Annotated in this window: 14 protein-coding genes; 7 read left to right on the top strand and 7 right to left on the bottom strand. The window is 37.1% G+C overall.

Annotation, left to right across the window (positions count from 1 at the left end; genetic code table 11):
* The coding region (locus PSF67_RS06120) for a hypothetical protein (RefSeq protein WP_272676641.1) at positions 1–261 on the bottom strand (261 nt) is incomplete at its 3' end.
* A 1,158-nt stretch (positions 262–1,419) separates the two neighbouring features.
* Here PSF67_RS06120 and PSF67_RS06115 point away from each other — a divergent pair.
* Entirely contained in the window at positions 1,420–1,713 is a 294-nt protein-coding gene (locus PSF67_RS06115; RefSeq protein WP_102137798.1) for a helix-turn-helix domain-containing protein, read from the top strand.
* Positions 1,714–1,949: 236 nt separating this feature from the next.
* On the opposite strand, the gene PSF67_RS06110 is transcribed toward PSF67_RS06115, so the two are convergent.
* From PSF67_RS06110 to PSF67_RS06090, 5 genes are all read right to left on the bottom strand, one after another.
* Positions 1,950–3,716 (bottom strand): potassium/proton antiporter, encoded by a 1,767-nt coding sequence (locus tag PSF67_RS06110; RefSeq protein WP_229597465.1) that lies wholly within the window; start codon positions 3,714–3,716, stop codon positions 1,950–1,952.
* Positions 3,717–4,088: 372 nt separating this feature from the next.
* Positions 4,089–4,757 (bottom strand): methionine ABC transporter permease, encoded by a 669-nt coding sequence (locus PSF67_RS06105; protein WP_125891381.1) that lies wholly within the window; start codon positions 4,755–4,757, stop codon positions 4,089–4,091.
* Entirely contained in the window at positions 4,754–5,767 is a 1,014-nt protein-coding gene (locus tag PSF67_RS06100; RefSeq protein WP_210842747.1) for a methionine ABC transporter ATP-binding protein, read from the bottom strand. The genes PSF67_RS06105 and PSF67_RS06100 overlap by 4 nt, the downstream gene beginning before the upstream one ends.
* A 3-nt stretch (positions 5,768–5,770) precedes the next feature.
* A complete protein-coding gene (locus tag PSF67_RS06095; RefSeq protein ID WP_272676640.1) occupies positions 5,771–7,231 on the bottom strand; it encodes an FAD/NAD(P)-binding protein in 1,461 nt (486 codons plus the stop codon).
* A 4-nt stretch (positions 7,232–7,235) separates the two neighbouring features.
* On the bottom strand, positions 7,236–8,360 hold the full coding sequence (locus tag PSF67_RS06090) for a CMD domain-containing protein (RefSeq protein ID WP_272676639.1): 1,125 nt from the start codon (positions 8,358–8,360) through the stop codon (positions 7,236–7,238).
* A gap of 213 nt (positions 8,361–8,573) precedes the next feature.
* Between PSF67_RS06090 and PSF67_RS06085 the strand changes: the two genes are divergently transcribed.
* Positions 8,574–9,416 carry a MetQ/NlpA family ABC transporter substrate-binding protein gene (locus PSF67_RS06085; RefSeq protein WP_166264534.1) on the top strand — a complete coding sequence of 281 codons (843 nt, stop codon included), beginning with the start codon at positions 8,574–8,576 and terminating at the stop codon, positions 9,414–9,416.
* A 226-nt stretch (positions 9,417–9,642) separates the two neighbouring features.
* Complete coding sequence (locus tag PSF67_RS06080) at positions 9,643–10,380, top strand: cyclase family protein (protein ID WP_102137585.1); 738 nt, start codon at positions 9,643–9,645, stop codon at positions 10,378–10,380.
* Between the two features lie 52 nt (positions 10,381–10,432).
* Here PSF67_RS06080 and PSF67_RS06075 read toward each other — a convergent pair whose 3' ends face one another.
* Positions 10,433–11,668, bottom strand: coding sequence for an SLC13 family permease (locus PSF67_RS06075; RefSeq protein WP_166264536.1), 1,236 nt, complete (start codon positions 11,666–11,668; stop codon positions 10,433–10,435).
* 632 nt (positions 11,669–12,300) lie between these two features.
* Here PSF67_RS06075 and PSF67_RS06070 point away from each other — a divergent pair.
* The 4 genes from PSF67_RS06070 to PSF67_RS06055 all read left to right on the top strand — a co-directional run bounded on the left by PSF67_RS06070 (position 12,301) and on the right by PSF67_RS06055 (position 16,571).
* The gene (locus PSF67_RS06070; RefSeq protein ID WP_210842753.1) at positions 12,301–14,250 is read left to right on the top strand and encodes a PTS mannitol transporter subunit IICBA; all 1,950 of its coding nucleotides are present in this window, start codon (positions 12,301–12,303) and stop codon (positions 14,248–14,250) included.
* Positions 14,251–14,261: 11 nt separating this feature from the next.
* On the top strand, positions 14,262–15,422 hold the full coding sequence (locus PSF67_RS06065; RefSeq protein ID WP_206276403.1) for a mannitol-1-phosphate 5-dehydrogenase: 1,161 nt from the start codon (positions 14,262–14,264) through the stop codon (positions 15,420–15,422).
* A gap of 101 nt (positions 15,423–15,523) precedes the next feature.
* Positions 15,524–16,054, top strand: a complete 531-nt coding sequence (locus PSF67_RS06060; protein WP_102137589.1) for an MltR family transcriptional regulator — start codon at positions 15,524–15,526, stop codon at positions 16,052–16,054.
* A gap of 97 nt (positions 16,055–16,151) precedes the next feature.
* Positions 16,152–16,571, top strand: a complete 420-nt coding sequence (locus PSF67_RS06055; RefSeq protein ID WP_195697420.1) for a GNAT family N-acetyltransferase — start codon at positions 16,152–16,154, stop codon at positions 16,569–16,571.

The following is a 16,571-nucleotide window of genomic DNA, read 5'->3' as shown; positions in this document are numbered from 1 at the left end:
AAAGTCGTAAATTCGAATACATCCCCAATCAAGTAAATACTCTGTCGCTAAGCCATACCTCGACAAGCTGGTTGCAAGTTCAGGCCGAAGGCTAAATTCGCAGAATTTAAATCCTGCACGACCCACCATCTCAAAGTCGTAAATTCGAATACATCCCCAATCAAGTAAACACTCAGTCGCTAAGACATACCTCGACAAGCTGGTTGCAGGTTCAGGCCGAAGGCTAAATTCGCAGAATTTAAATCCTGCACGACCCACCATCTCAAGTCATTAGAAATCAAACATAACTTTATTACAGATTAAATCTAACGAATATACACATGTTTTGTAAGTTACATTCTCTAAGTAGCATGATAAAGGGGCAAAAATTAATGATCGCGTCACTCGCTTTATATGCAGAATAATTCAGAATGTATCTTATAAAAGTCCTTTAGTACTTACATCTAAGTTTCAATATGGTACTAGCAGGATATATTTGGTGCGTTATAGAATATAATGATTTCACTATGTATAAATGAGAGAATAAAGCTGCGAGGATAAATATCGAGTGTGGGATAGAAAAAGTAAATATAATTTTTTATAAACGAATATTATTATATAGTAAATGTAAGATACTATAATATAGCAATAAATCCTGTAATTTTGTTTGTTTTTGAAGTTTTACGTCAGTTTGCACACAGTAAAAAACAAAAAAACAGTTAAATCAAAAGCGCATTGTCGATGAAAATTATTTTTCATAATTTTGTGATATTCATCTAGTAAAATGAATAATAAGCTTTCTTAACGTTATGGTTTTGTTATGTTTGGTACTTGAATATAATAAATCCATATTTTGCTACTTTAAAAATTTAGTATTTTACTAATTGTAACAGACTGGCTGGTTTTTTAATGTACTGATATTTTGTCAAATTAGAGAGTTTTAGAGATAAAATTGACTGTTTTTACTATTTTTTACATAAAAGTATCATGAATACAGGTTTTATCATTTCAGACCATGTTAAATTGTATCAATAACATTAATATTGTTACAGTGTTAAATAATTCTATTTATTTCCTTTATTTTCAGGTTATACATCGGTCATGCGGGTCTTTTTTAGATGAATATTCCGAGGGAGGAGGGGTGTCTTTTGGATTACTATCAAATGAAATTACACATATTTGGTGTAACTGAGTGATTTTAAAGTGTTATTTTGCTTTTAAATGCATAATGTATAGCATGAAATACTTTGTTACATAGTTGCAATGTCAATTTAGGACTAGTTGAAACTAATTATAAGGGTAGTATATCATTCTTTCCGATATATGCTGAATCGTCTATAGCATTATCACTGTTATACACATAAATATAAAAAATAAAATATGCAGGTAATTATCTGTTAATTTTTATTTCCTTAATAATAAATTGAAGCGAGAATGTTTATGAACACGAAATATCCTGTCGCTTGTGCAGTTGGACAAAAAATAAAAGCCCTTAGAAGAGCTCAAGGCTTTACTGTTTTTCAGTTAGCTAAAGAGATAGATATAAGTGAACAGCAGCTATTTCGTTACGAGCGTGGTGTTAATCGTATTGATATAGACTGTCTTGTTCGAGTGCTAAAAGTTTTAGACGTTAACATGGGTGAGTTTTTTAGTGAAGTCCTACAAGAGGATACTCAAGTAGATGAGGACACAGCTAATAAAGGGTTTGAAAGTTCTGCATACACCCTTATATAGCCGAATAAACCATATTGTCCCAGAATGAAACGTAATTAGCTCTCATTCTTACCTGTTTAAATTAGGAACGTAAATTAAATACATTTGCTGTTTATAGTTTAAATAAGACAATATCTATTATTATCCTAGGTTTCATAAAAGAACAAATAAAAGCCCGAAAGGGCTTTTATTTTTGTATCTTTGAACTAATTATTACTTAACATTAGAGTCATTATCTCTAGCACATTTATGTGTAATTAACCTTCCTGCGCTTTAATAGGTTCTAATATTACGGTTATGATGCGTGTGCCTATCATTTCTCCAATTTTTAATTGCAGTTGTTCTAATTTCATGACGGTATCTTGTAAAGGTTCCGATATAGAAGCATAAATAAATTGGTTAAGGGTTCTTTCATCACCATTATCAATTTGGATACCATAAGATGAGTGGATCTCATTTAACCGAGTCGTTCCTTTTAAACTTAACCCGGTATCGGGTAGTTCAATAGGCGTGTTTTCAGAGATGTTTTTTTCTGAAAATAGATGTTCAAGAAAAATACGATTTTCAGGTTTAAGAACAACAAATAAATGATCATCAGCATGAAGCGTAGTTGACCCCCTTGGCGGTAAAACACTTTTTTCTCGCGTGATCATAGCAATGACAGTTTGGTCAGGTAATGCAAGTTGTGATAATCGACGACCTACTACAGCGCAATCCTCACCTAATGTATATTCCACTAAATCTGCATCTATTTGGTCTACCGCGGTAATATCTAACGTTGCCGCAGGGATCAATGGCGGTGGCTGCATTAAATTTAATTTACGTGCAACATAAGGTAAGGTTGAACCTTGTAATGTTGCTGAAATTAATACCACAAAGAAAACCACGTCAAAAATCAGATGGGCATTAGGTAAACCATAGATAAATGGGAAAATGGCGAGAATAATAGGGACAGAGCCACGTAATCCTACCCAAGAAATTAATGTAATTTCAGGTTTAGGGAAACCAAATAATTTTAGAACCGGTATTACAGCTAATGGCCTTGCGATAAACGTTAAGACAAGGGCAATAATTAAACCCTCAAGCCAGACTTCAATTAGAGAACTTGGGTTGACAAGTAGCCCTAACATAACAAACATGATAATTTGGCTTAGCCATGCTAATCCATCATGAAACAAAAATGTATTGCGTTGAAAAACAAACCGATGGTTACCAATCACCACACCAGTAACAAAAATAGATAAGAAGCCACTACCTTCTAAATTACTCGCGAGTCCAAAAGAAAGCAACCCACAAGCAGCGACAAGCACAGGATATAACCCAGTTGCGATTAGTTTAATCTTATTGATAATTTTGACTGAAACCCAGCCAACACTTAAGCCAACAACTGTACCTATCCCCATTTGACTAAAAAATAACAGAATTAATTCACTACCTGAAGCTTGTGGATTCATTAAGAGTTGTAATAAGCCAACAGTTAAGAATATGGCTGTCGGGTCATTGGTTGCGCTTTCTATTTCTAACGTCGATTGCAGGCGTTCATTTAAATAGATCCCCGCGTTGCGCAGTAAGGAAAAGACGGCGGCAGCATCGGTAGAACCGACGATAGCGCCTAGTAATAGCCCTTCCAGAAGAGGGACGTCGAGGATATAAGCAGCCGCGAGACCAGTCACCCCAGCGGTTACAAGAACGCCTAGCGTTGCTAGTGTAAAAGACGGTTTCCAAACTAGACGAATAGATTTTACTGATGTTTGTAGACCCCCATCAAATAAAATTAAAGCAAGCGCGAGAGAGCCAACGGCATACGAAACATTAACGTTATCAAACGTAATCTTACCTATCCCATCTTCACCCGCTAGCATGCCAACAAATAAAAACATGACAAGCATGGGTAAACCGAGCCTAGCGGACAGTTTGCTAGAGAAAATTCCCAAAAGAATGAGTATAGAAATCAATAAAATGAGCTGTTCAATAGTTGGCATAATCAGTTTAATCTGTAAGTGAATAAAACGCTGACGATGCATCGTAAAGCGCGCGTAGAAAGCAAAAACAACAAAATAGCAAGACGACTAAATATACATTGAGAATAGATTATTTTAGCGAAAAGCGGATAACATCCATTAAAATATATATCTACATGATTATAATATAAATAAATTTAAATAATTTGATTATTTATCGCATTTCTCACTATAAAAAAGCGTTAAAACACGTAAAAAATTGATAGATATGAATAAGTAAGCACTAGAGTGAGTTTTATTGTTAATTTTTTCTATTAACGATAATTATGGTGTTGGGGCTCGCCACAAGTCTTAAGGGGGATAATCGACACTTATAAAGTAAGGTAAAAGAGAGAAGGCCGAATATATTTTCGACCTTTTCCACGAAACTAATGACTAATGGAAGCGCGCTTTTTTCGCTAAATAGTCACCAATAAATTGCATGCCTTGTACGATAATTACTAATGTAACAACGGTGATAGCCATTGCAACATTATCAAAACGCTGGTAGCCGTAGTTTAGTGCTAAGTCACCGACACCTCCACCACCAACGGCTCCTGCCATTGCGGTTGCACCAACTAAAGTAATGCTGGCAGCGGTTAAACTTAGAATTAATGATGATTTCGCTTCAGGTAAAATAAAGTGCCAAACAATTTGCCAATTTGTTGCTCCCATAGAATCAGCCGCTTCAATAATACCTGAATGTACACTGAGTAATGAGTTTTCAACTAAACGTGCAGTATAGGGGGCAATAAAAATCACTAATGGCACAATTGCTGCAGTTGTTCCTATTGAGGTTCCTACCATAAAGCGTGTAAGGGGGATCATCGCAACTAATAAGATGATAAAAGGCAATGAACGAATAATATTAATTATCGGGTTCACAATGCGATAAATACATTTATTTTCCCAAATACCCTCTGGCCTCGTTACAACAAGTACGATACCTAATAGGATCCCAAATATAGAACCTAATACGAGCGCAATGCTGACCATCGTAAAGGTTTCTGACATCGCTAATAAAAACTGTTTCGTCGTTAAAGCGGTTTCGAATAATTGTGTCATAGTGCCCCCTGATTGACTGCAACTCCGCGTTGGCGAAGAAAAGAGACGGCTTCATCAATTTTTTCTTTATCACCAATAAATTGGACAAACATACTGCCCAGCACGACACCACTGATCTCTTTCATATTGGCAAATAAGATATTTATTTTGACAATTTCTTTGAGTATTAACTCATTAACGACAGGTTGTTGTGCGGAAGCCCCTAAAAATTCAAGACGATAAACATCTTGTTGATGTTCTAAGTTATGCAGAACGCGTTCTGGAATTTCTTCGTTTAATACGGTTCCTACAAATTTCTTGGTTGTGTCTTGGCGTGGGTTGGCAAAAATATCAAGTACAGTTCCTTCTTCGACAATTTTGCCAGACCCCATAACAGCAACACGGTTACAAATTTGTTCAATAACTTCCATTTCGTGAGTAACTAATAAGATAGTAATATGTTGCTCTTGGTTGATCTTTTTTAATAATTGCAAAATTGAGCGCGTCGTTTGCGGGTCGAGCGCGGAAGTGGCTTCATCACATAATAAAATTTGTGGGTTGTTGATCAAAGCACGCGCAATACCCACACGCTGCTTTTGCCCACCAGATAACTGCCCAGGGTATTGGTTTTTTTTATCACTAAGCTCGACATATTCAAGAATGCTATCAACTCGCTGATTGATTTCTTGTTTATTGACACCTGAGAGTAATAAGGGCATCGCAATATTTTGAGCAACAGTTTTCGTTTCTAGCAAATTGAAATGCTGAAAAATCATACCGATGCTTTTTTTATGTGAGCGCGTTTCTGCTGGGGTATGCTCAGCAATATTTTGGCCATTGATAATAACGGCACCACTGGTTGGCTTTTCTAATTGATTAACCAAACGGATCAGTGAGCTTTTACCAGCCCCGCTATAACCAATGAACCCAAAGATATCACCTTTATTGATATGCAAATTAATGTCTTGCAATGCAACTAAAGACTGCCCATCTTTTTCATAAACTTTTTGAATGTTTTGAAAGGTAATCATAATCTACTCTACACTATCAGCTAATTGCACACGTTCTGAAGGCGGTACAGCGGGTTGCCACTCATCCCCCAATAATTCAGCTTCTTGGCTAGTTTTAACTTGCTCAAGGTGTTGCTCTTGGTAGCTTAGGTACAATTGAGCTGCAATATGGTCAGCCAATCGTTCTGCCCCAATATTCGTTCCAGGGATTAACCCTATGACCGGGCCCATACTGAGCGATGCACTTAAGTTAAAACAATATAACTGATTGATTTTTAATGTGTCTGACTTGTTTTTAGCTTGAAATTCAAAATGATCACCTAAATAAGGGTGTGAAGCTAACTCTGCATTTTCTTCATGAATGGATGGCGTGTATGCATCCCCCCATGTTTTAACTAGCGGAGATAATTGATGAAAAGCGCTGTGTTTGGCCCAATTAATCCGATAGCCAGTTGCTAAGATTAAATAATTTAATACGAATTTGTCTGTTGTTGTTGTGACATGCAATTTTTTATTTTTCAATTCAATAAATTTAACTTGGGTATTGAAATTGAAATAAGCATTTTTATGGCGAGAAACTCTCAACGTGCTGCCATGAGGAGCTGGCGTTTTGGCTTTGGCAACATAATCAGTGTAATGCCACTTCTGAGCATCTGTAAAATAGGTATACGCATTGGTAAATCCTGCACTTCCAGCAACTTTTCCTCGATTTACTCGGGGCATGTCGCTAGCGCGGATCAAAATCTCAACTGAATTAGCACCATTTTCTAATGCCGTTGCTGAACTATCCATCGCACCGGCACTATAACCAACAACACCAATGTCTAAGCCTTTAAAACGACGATAGTCAGTACCTGCATATGAATGTTCCCAATAGGTCGTTGGGATATCATTCATAAAACTAGGGATATTAGCTTCACTAAAAGACTCCATACCCGTCGATAAAATAACATGTTGCGCTTGATACCTGACGGTACCGTTAGGAGTGTCAAAAATTAATTCACGGTAGTTATCGTTTAATTGCACATCGACTAATTGGTATTGATTAAGTACATAGGGTTCTGTCATGGTTTTATACCATTGCAGATATTCTCCCCACTGCAAACGTGGAATTTTATCGAGTTCATCCCATTTTTGAATGCCAAACTGGGCTTTAAACCAAGCTTGAAAAGTTAAAGAGGGGGATGCAAGCGCAGGGCCAATCACATGTTTTGGGGAACGCAATGTTTCCATTAATGCAGGGCTTTGCCATGGGCCTTCTTTGCCAGCAGGGGCTTGGTCGAAAACAATTGCATTGATACCTCGTAATTTCAGAGCGAATGCGGCTGTAATTCCTGACATACCCGCACCAATGATAGCGACATCAATAATTTGGTTTTCAGGGTTATTTTTTGATAATGACCAAGACGTTATTGGTAAATTTAAATACTGCAAATCTTGTTTTATTTGCGCTTCTAATGCCTCTAAACCCATAATCAGTTCCATTGAATTACTCCTTATCCTCTACTATTTCAAAGGGCTCACCCAGCGATAACATTAAGCGGTTCGCCCATGAAAAGAAGGCCGTTGATTGAACTAAGTCAAGTAATTCAAGTTCAGATAAACCCAAGTTTTGTAACTCTTTAATTTGTGATGGTGTGGCTTGGATGGGGGTTGCAGATAAAGAGGCGACTAAATCTGTGATGGCTAGGAGTCTGTCATCAAAACCTTCAGCAAGTACTGAACCCGTCGCAGTTGCTAGTAATTTATCAACATCAGCACGTCGTTCTTTTGCATACTGACTGGCTTTTCTAGCATGTACAGAAGCGCAGTATATGCAGCCATTAACTTTGCTAGTTACGGCCGCAGCAAATTCACGTTCCCAGCGAGGTAACCCTTCTGAGGTATAAAACACGCCTCGGTCAACTAAAGTTCGTAACTCTAAAATTTTACTTTGATGGGCGAGCAGTAAAAAATATTCAGAGTTTAATTGACCAAATTTTTTCATGACTTGGGCTTCTTCAACGGATAGCGTTTTTGCATCCCTTGCTGAAATCCAAGCTTCCCATCCTAAATTATCTTGTGTAAAAGCCGTTGGTGAAGGTTTTCCTTTGCGGGTTAATGGTTGGTGGTTCCATTTACCAGCCACAACTTTAGGTGAGTTATGTGTAAGATGACTACTATTCGTCAGTAACAGAACCCCTTCGATTAGCCGAGCTTGATAGGTGACATAAGTTATTAATTGAGCAAGTAAAATGATGTCACTTTCTTGCCAACCTTGTTCAGCTAACGCAGCAATTAATTGGTAATGGGTATCTTTAGGTGATTGTGTTAAAACTTGCAGATATTCTTTTGCTGTAGCCAGTGGTTTGCTAAGAGGTTCATCAGGCATTGAGTTTATTAATTGAAAATAAAATTCAGCTAGGCGGGGACTTCCTGTCATTTTTGCAACTTCATAAGCAAAATAATATTTCACATTATTTGTGAGAAGTGTCGATGGTGCAGAAAAAATGGCTTCAAATACGGCTTGAGTATTTTCAGTCGCCTCCGCGCGTTCATGGCGAATTTTAGCTAGGCTGGAATCTGGTGTTAAATTAGTTAAAGAATTAATTACATCATTATAGGAAATAGTCATAAAGCAACTCACTTTTTTTAAATGTTTTTTATCTCCTTCATTACATATCAATCACATTACTAATCGAACGATCTGTTTGTTATATGCTTATAACCAAAAGGAATCAAATGCCACTCTTATATTACTTTAGTATTAAGTTATAACGATATAGTCTAAGTTGTACTCTCTAATTATGATTATACTGCCTAAAATATCTTTACAGGGCTGTTATCTATGTTAAAACAAAAATTAATAAATTTATCTTTAATTACTACTGCTTTAGCGGTGCTGGCTGGGTGTGGCGATAATAGTGAAAAAGATAATCCTAATAAAAAACAAATTACAATAGGTTTTGGTGTTGGCAATTATATTGATCAAGTAGACAAAGGTATCGTACCGATTTTAGAGAAAAAAGGTTATACCGTTAATTTGCGCCAATTTTCACAGAATAGACAAATAAATCCTGCTTTTGAAGAAGGCTCTATTGATGCTTCTGTAAATCAAAGCCGTGCCTATATGGAGGCTTATAACAAAAAAAATAATATTAATATGGTGGCATTAACAGACTCACCGAGTGCGCCTCAAAGTCTGCGGTCAAATAAACATAAAACACTGGATGAAGTGAAAGACGGTATGATTGTTGCGTTATCTAATGACCCCGTTAATGCAGAGCGTGGTGCTAGGATCTTGGAAAAGTTAGGTTGGATTAAAATTAAGCCAGATGTGAGTACATTAAGTTTTAGTGTTAATGATATCTCCCCAAATGAATATAACTTAGATATTCGAGAAACCGATGCGGCACAAGGGTTGCGATTATTAGATGATGTTGATTTTGTTGTTGTGAATGGTAACTATGTGGCAAGTGCCGGCCAACGTATTGCTGATGGTTTAGTTGTAGAAAATTCACCGCTAGAGCATCGCGTTATTGTGACTGTTATGCAAAAAGATTTAGATGCTCAGTGGGCAAAAGATTTGAAAGAAGCTTTTGAGTCTAAAGAGTACGCAGATTATATTCGTTCGCAGCGTATTTATGATGGTTTTATTGAACCTGACAGCTGGAACAAATATCCTAAATAAAATCCTAGTCTATTTTTTATTTTGATTATTACGTTGACCACTAATTTTTATTAATTAGTGGTTTTTTCTATATAAATTAAATATCTTACTGATTTAATATGAAAAAGATTCGTGTTGAATTTGTAGACAACAGAATGTTTTTTCGTTATTTAATAGGTTAGGAAGGGCATTATAAAAATAGTCTGTAGATAAGCTTATTTAGACAATAGAACTGACAGGGGAAAATATGAGCAATGAATTAATTGATGCATTTAATGTAATAAAATCTAAAAAATGGGTTGATTTGACACATAGCTTCGATAAAGACTCACCACATTTTTTTATGTTTGACTCTGCCGAATTTAAAACATTATTTGGCTATCCAGAAGGTTTCTTTGCACAGCAATTTACATTTCCAGGACAATATGGCACCCATATTGATGCTCCTTGTCATTTCGTTGAAGGGAAACGTTATTTACATGAGCTCGAATTAAAAGAACTTGTTCTGCCACTGATTGTTATTGACCAGTCAGAAAGGGCCAAAGAAGATCCTAACTTTGCATTTTCTCTCGATGATATCCTTAATTTTGAAGCGAAAAATGGTCGAATTGAATCAGGGAGTTTTGTTGCATTACGTACGGATTGGAGTAAGCGTTGGCCATCACAAGAGCTTATGGATAATAAAGATGATGAGGGCAATAACCAAATACCGGGTTGGGGAATGGACGCACTCAAATTTTTATTTGAAGAACGCGGTATAAAAGCGATTGGACATGAAACATTTGATACTGATGCTGCAAAAGATTTTCGAAAAAATAATGCATTACTCGGTGAGTATTACGTATTAGAACAAGATACATACCAAGTTGAATTACTCGCTAATTTAGACCAAGTGCCCACACGTGGCGCGGTAATTTTTAATATCGTCGCTAAACCAAATAATGCCAGTGGTTTTCCTGTTCGTTCTTTTGCGATATTGCCATAGGAAATATAATGATAACCAATCTGCCAGTGTGATAGCAGATTGGTTAAAACGACTATAACGCAAGTAAAATCCAAGCAGCGGCTAATAGCATACACAATAGCGCGACAATTCCCCCTGATTTAGAGAACTCACCGAAAGAAATTTTTACGCCATATGCCGCTGATTGCTCAACGACGATAATGCCAGCAAGGCTACCGAAGACCAGTAAGTTACTTGAAAAACCAGAACCCAATACGAGAGCAGCGCCTAACGAATCGGCATTGCCTTCAGGTGTTAAGAAGGGGACGAGTAGCATGACTGAAGGGTTGTTTCCAACGATAGTACTTAGGACACCGGTCACTAAAAATAGGGCTAATGGGTTATTGAGTTCCACACCGTAGTTTCGCAAATCAGTTAATAATTGCTGAGGTAGTCCTGTGGCGGCAAAAGCGGCATTGACAACAAATAGCCCCATGATGAGTAATAAAAGATTACCATCAACGAGTTTAAGCATATCACTCGAGGCAATAGATCGATTTAATAATAAAAATCCAGCAGCCGTTAATGCAATAAGTTCTTTAGGAATATCAGTCACAATAAAGGTAATGATGACTGCGAAAGTAATGACACCCGCTTTTGCTGTCTCCCAGACATCTAATGTTTCTTGGGTTGATTTAGGGGGAGTTGAGAGCGTATTTTCTTTAGTCAAATACCAACGATGACGATATAACCAAACGAGTACTAACCATGTTAATGGTAAGGAAAGCAGGGCTGGTATTGCTGATGCCTGTAATAAGCCAACAAACGAGATATCAAGCCCTTGTGCTGCGATCATATTTTGTGGGCTACCAATTAATGAACCTGCGGCCCCGTTATTCGCTGCGAAACAAAAGCCAAGTAAAAAAGGAATTGGGTTTAAACCGCGAGATAAACTAATTGATACTAATAATGGAGTCATCGCGACAACAACAACATCATTAGTGAGCAATGCGGAAAGAAAGCCACCAACAAGAATTAAAACAGCGAGTAATATAGGGGGCGAAACTTTTAGCATTGCGACTTTATTTGCGGTCCAGCTATAAAAACCAGACACAACAAAAGAAGCAGAAACGACCATAAGCCCGAATAACATCCCAATCGTTCGGTAATCGATAGCATTCCATGCATGGGGAGGGGTAATACTACCAATAGCCATCATAGCTAGGGCACCAATAACTGCAGCGCCAGTTCTATCAACTTTGAATCCAGGTAGCTTACCAAAGCCCATCGCAATATAAACCAAAAGAAAAACAATAACGGTTGACGTCATGATATTCACATTTTAATTAAGAAAATTAGAGGTAATTTATCGGTGAAGACCAGACGAAGCAAGGTTAAATAATGTATTGATAATAATACGTTGTCGTAAATTCAATTTAAGATTATCGCAAAAAGATGATGGTAATAATGAAGTAGAAAATGAAGTTTTCAAATAGCAATAACAGGCATTGACTACGAAAGACGATAATGTGATTTATTGCAGCATGCAAAGAAAAATGAAGAAAGTACGTTTAGTAATTTTATTACAAAATATAAAAAGTGACTTGTACAGTTGGATAATTGACATCAGTCCACAGGATAAAAAAGATAAATAGAAAATAAATTGTGATGCTCATCACTAATCCAAGATAAATAACGAGTTTTAAACTGTGACTAATATCACTAAAAATGGTTTTTTTGTGTAAAAAAAGAGCAATGTAATTTAGTGACATGAATTTTATGTGATCTTCATCAATATAAAGGTGGGGTAAGTCGGGGGGTAATAGTGATCTTGTTCACATAAAGGCCCACGTGGTGCGGATCTGATAAAGCTCATGCTAGAGTGAAAGAGTTGAAAAAATCACAGACGTTATTTGGCGATAACGTTACAACTTTATCATTCTCGTACCACGGGGTTCTATCATGGTAACATCAAATATCAAATTAAAGGTACAGAATTTTGGGCGTTTCCTCAGTAATATGGTTATGCCTAATATCGGTGCTTTCATCGCTTGGGGATTAATTACCGCGTTATTTATCCCAACGGGCTGGTGGCCTAATGAGACATTAGCTCAACTTGTTGGTCCTATGATCACCTATTTACTCCCTCTATTAATCGGTTATACCGGTGGCCGTTTGGTCGGTGGAGAGCGGGGTGGAATAGTTGGTGCAATAACAACAATGGGGGTCATTGTTGGTGCTGACATGCCGATGTTTATGGGGGCAATGATTGCTGGCCCATTAGGCGGATATGCAATAAAACGTTTTGATTTGTGGATCGAAGGCAAAGTTAAAACGGGTTTTGAAATGTTAGTGAATAATTTTTCATCCGGCATTATCGGCATGTTATTAGCTATTTTGGCTTATTTAGCGATAGGTCCTCTTGTTGCAGGGTTATCCAAAATATTAGCGGCTGGTGTGAACGTGATGGTGGAGAATAACTTACTTCCACTCACGTCTATTTTTGTTGAACCTGCAAAAATCTTATTTCTCAATAATGCTATTAATCACGGTATTTTTTCACCGTTAGGTATTCAGCAAGCATCTGAAACAGGTTCCTCCATTTTTTTCTTAATTGAAGCAAACCCTGGACCAGGTTTAGGCGTTTTACTCGCTTATATGTTTTTTGGTAAAGGTAATGCCAAGCAATCTGCACCAGGGGCAGCAATTATTCACTTTTTTGGCGGTATCCATGAAATTTATTTCCCGTATGTTTTAATGAATCCTCGATTAATTCTTGCTGTAATTCTTGGAGGGATGACAGGGGTATTTGTGATGAACCTTTTTCATGCGGGCTTAGTCTCTCCTGCATCACCAGGTTCAATATTTGCAGTTCTACTGATGACCCCTAAATCATCACTTATTGGCGTTATTTTATCAGTCACAAGTGCTACAGCTGTTTCTTTTATCGTTTCAGTGCTTTTATTAAAACGAACACGAATTGGCGATGATGATGAGCTCGAAAGTGCGACGAAAAAAATGCGCAATATGAAAACGCAATCAAAGTCATCAGCAACAAGCTCAACCAATAAAGATACCTCTATCAATTTAGCTCAAGTGCGCAACATTATTGTTGCTTGCGATGCAGGCATGGGGTCAAGTGCAATGGGGGCCGGGGTATTAGCCAAAAAAGTACGAGATGCAGGTTTAATCGATATTACCGTCACTAATATGGCAATTAACGACCTGCCAGATAACGTTGATATTGTTATTACTCATAGAGATCTAACACAAAGGGCACAGTCATTTGCGCCAAATGCAATGCATATTTCTTTAACAAACTTCTTAGATAGCCAAACGTATAATGATCTAGTCACCAATTTAATAGCTAAAAAAAATCCTAAAGCTGCGAATGATGGACGACTGATTAAGCAAACGATTATTGCAGCAAATGATGAATCCTATGAAATAGAAAATCATGATGATGCGATATTTACATTGAGTGCAAAGCATATTCATTTAAACCTATCTGCACAGAATAAAACGCAAGCCATCCAATTTGCGGGGCAAAAATTAGTTGAGGGTGGCTATGTTGAGCCTGACTATATTGAGGCGATGTTAGCTCGCGAAAAACTAACTCCCACATATCTTGGCGAGTCTATTGCGGTACCTCACGGAACGATAGAAGCCAAAGACCGCGTATTAAAAACCGGCATTGTTATTTGCCAATACCCCGAAGGCGTACAATTTGGTGAAGAACCCGATGAAATTGCCCGCCTAGTTATTGGTATTGCCGCACAAAATAATGAGCACATTGAAGTTATCACACGAATTACTTCCGCTTTAGATGAAGATGGGGTTATTGAGCGTTTATGTGAAACCCAAGATGTTCAGGAAGTACTCGAAATTTTAGCGTCTCAAAGTGCAGCATAAGGAGAATAATAATGAAAGTCATTCACTTTGGTGCAGGAAATATAGGCCGTGGGTTTATTGGTAAATTATTAGCAGACGCAAATTCACAAGTGACTTTTACGGATGTTAATCAGCCATTAATTGACCAACTCGCGCATCAGCAATCTTATAATGTTCACGTGGTTGGTCAGGAAAATCGTATTGAGAAAGTCCAACACATTCACGCTGTTAATAGTAATGACCCTAAAACGATAGAGTTTATTGCAACAGCGGATATGCTTACAACTGCTGTCGGGCCACAAGTACTTGAAAAAATAGCGTCAACCATAGCTAAAGGCATAGTTTATAGAAAATCGCAGGGAAATAACCAGCCACTCAATATAATTGCATGTGAAAATATGGTAAGGGGAACTAGCCAATTAAAACAACATGTGTTGGTTCATTTGCCGGAAGAATTACATCAATGGGTTGACCAACATATTGGTTTTGTAGACTCCGCAGTTGACCGGATCGTTCCTCCGATGGATGCAGCGAATGATGACCCACTTGATGTTACTGTCGAATCCTTTAGCGAGTGGATTGTTGACCGAACACAATTTGTTGGTGATATTCCTATTATCGATGGAATGGAATTGACGAACAATCTAATGGCATTTGTTGAACGTAAACTATTTACATTAAATACAGGTCATGCAATGACAGCGTATTTAGGGCAGCGATATGGATACCAGACAATTAGCGAGGCAATTGGAGATTTGAGGATCTATACTGTTGTTAAATCGGCTATGCAAGAAAGTGGACAAGTTTTAATTCAACGTTATGGTTTTGATTCACAAATACATAATCAATACATAGATAAAATACTAAGTCGCTTTGCAAACCCATATTTAAAAGATGATGTTAGTCGAGTTGGGCGACAGCCTATAAGAAAGTTAAGTTCTAATGATCGCTTAATTAAGCCTTTGCTAGGCACATTAGAATATCAGTTACCAAATGAAAATCTGATCATAGGAATTGCTGCCGCATTGCATTTCAGATGTGAAGCCGATCCTCAAGCAAATGAAATGGCAAAGTTAATAGCTGATAAAGGTATATATCAAGCGGTTGTTGAGCTTTGTGGGTTAGAGAAATATCCCGAGGTTGTTGATAGAATTAGTTCCCAATACCAGTTATTGATATTGAGTAACAAGTGATATTACGGATAATAGATTGATTAACTGAGGTTCAGTCACTTTATGGCTATCTACTGTATGATAGTAAGCAGTATAGCTGTAAAGTGATAAAAGAAGCTAATATGGAAAATAAACAAAACATTGAAAATCAGATCCTTGAGCGGTTAAATCAACGGCCAGAAGTATATTTGTTTGTTCAAGAAGTCGTTGTTTTAATTTCACAAGCTATTGATAAATTAATGTTAAAAGTTTTTAGAAAGGATGATTATGCGGTAAAGTATGCCGTTGAACCACTTTTAACTGGAAATGGGCCATTAGGGGAGTTATCAGTTCGTTTGAAACTCCTATTTGCATTAGGGGCTATTTCTCGCGAAACCTATGAAGATATAGAATTATTTCTTGCTTTAAACGAATCGTTATCGGCAGAGGATTTAAATATAAATTTTACGGATGATGAAATTTTAGGCAGTATTAAAATGCTCCATTGTATGGAACCTTTACCAGAAATGATGAGATTCAATCAACCAGAGGATCTTGTCGATAACCAATTAATTGAATTACAAAAACACCGTTTTCAGCAAATGATCAAATCTTCATTGGTATTGTCTGTAACGGCTTTAATTACCCAAATTATAGAAACTGATGTATTTTAAAATAGCATATTCAATCCTCTCCTATTTTACTGTTTTCTTATCAAAGTAAATATGTTTGAAACAACACGTTATTAGCAGAGTATCAGCAGAGCATCGAATGAATATTATTGTTGCACATGAAATCACCACTGAAGATAAAGAAGAACTCCTTGCAGGGTTACGTAGTTTTAATATCCAATATTTGAGTGCAGAACGTTTTGGTGAGCTAGGCGTTTATTTTAAAAATGATTCTGGTGTTATGCTTGGAGGATTACTGGCTTCTGTCAAGGCGAATTGGCTCTGTATCGATTTTTTATGGGTAAGTGAGGACGCCAGAAAAATGGGATTAGGCAGTAAATTGATGAAGGCTGCTGAACGGGAAGCAATTAAACTAGGTTGTATTCATAGCTTAGTTGACACCTTCAGTTTTCAAGCCTTGCCATTTTATGAAAAATTAGGATATGTGAAACAAATGTCATTGCCTGATTTCCCAGAGAAAGGCATGCAACGACATTATTTAACAAAACGTAATATATAA

The organism is Providencia sp. PROV076 (genome assembly GCF_028483405.1).
GTDB lineage: Bacteria > Pseudomonadota > Gammaproteobacteria > Enterobacterales > Enterobacteriaceae > Providencia > Providencia huaxiensis.
Note: the sequence above shows the minus strand (reverse complement) of the source record. Positions and strands in the feature narration are given on the sequence as shown.

Excerpts from the sequence above, each read along its gene's own strand:
- PSF67_RS06110 (WP_229597465.1), bottom strand. The coding sequence starts at position 3,716 with ATGCATCGTCAGCGTTTTATTCACTTACAGATTAAACTGATTATGCCA.
- PSF67_RS06085 (WP_166264534.1), top strand. The coding sequence starts at position 8,574 with ATGTTAAAACAAAAATTAATAAATTTATCTTTAATTACTACTGCTTTA.
- PSF67_RS06075 (WP_166264536.1), bottom strand. The coding sequence starts at position 11,668 with ATGACGTCAACCGTTATTGTTTTTCTTTTGGTTTATATTGCGATGGGC.
- PSF67_RS06090 (WP_272676639.1), bottom strand. The coding sequence starts at position 8,360 with ATGACTATTTCCTATAATGATGTAATTAATTCTTTAACTAATTTAACA.
- PSF67_RS06105 (WP_125891381.1), bottom strand. The coding sequence starts at position 4,757 with ATGACACAATTATTCGAAACCGCTTTAACGACGAAACAGTTTTTATTA.
- PSF67_RS06095 (WP_272676640.1), bottom strand. The coding sequence starts at position 7,231 with ATGGAACTGATTATGGGTTTAGAGGCATTAGAAGCGCAAATAAAACAA.
- PSF67_RS06060 (WP_102137589.1), top strand. The coding sequence starts at position 15,524 with ATGGAAAATAAACAAAACATTGAAAATCAGATCCTTGAGCGGTTAAAT.
- PSF67_RS06070 (WP_210842753.1), top strand. The coding sequence starts at position 12,301 with ATGGTAACATCAAATATCAAATTAAAGGTACAGAATTTTGGGCGTTTC.
- PSF67_RS06080 (WP_102137585.1), top strand. The coding sequence starts at position 9,643 with ATGAGCAATGAATTAATTGATGCATTTAATGTAATAAAATCTAAAAAA.
- PSF67_RS06115 (WP_102137798.1), top strand. The coding sequence starts at position 1,420 with ATGAACACGAAATATCCTGTCGCTTGTGCAGTTGGACAAAAAATAAAA.
- PSF67_RS06100 (WP_210842747.1), bottom strand. The coding sequence starts at position 5,767 with ATGATTACCTTTCAAAACATTCAAAAAGTTTATGAAAAAGATGGGCAG.
- PSF67_RS06065 (WP_206276403.1), top strand. The coding sequence starts at position 14,262 with ATGAAAGTCATTCACTTTGGTGCAGGAAATATAGGCCGTGGGTTTATT.
- PSF67_RS06055 (WP_195697420.1), top strand. The coding sequence starts at position 16,152 with ATGAATATTATTGTTGCACATGAAATCACCACTGAAGATAAAGAAGAA.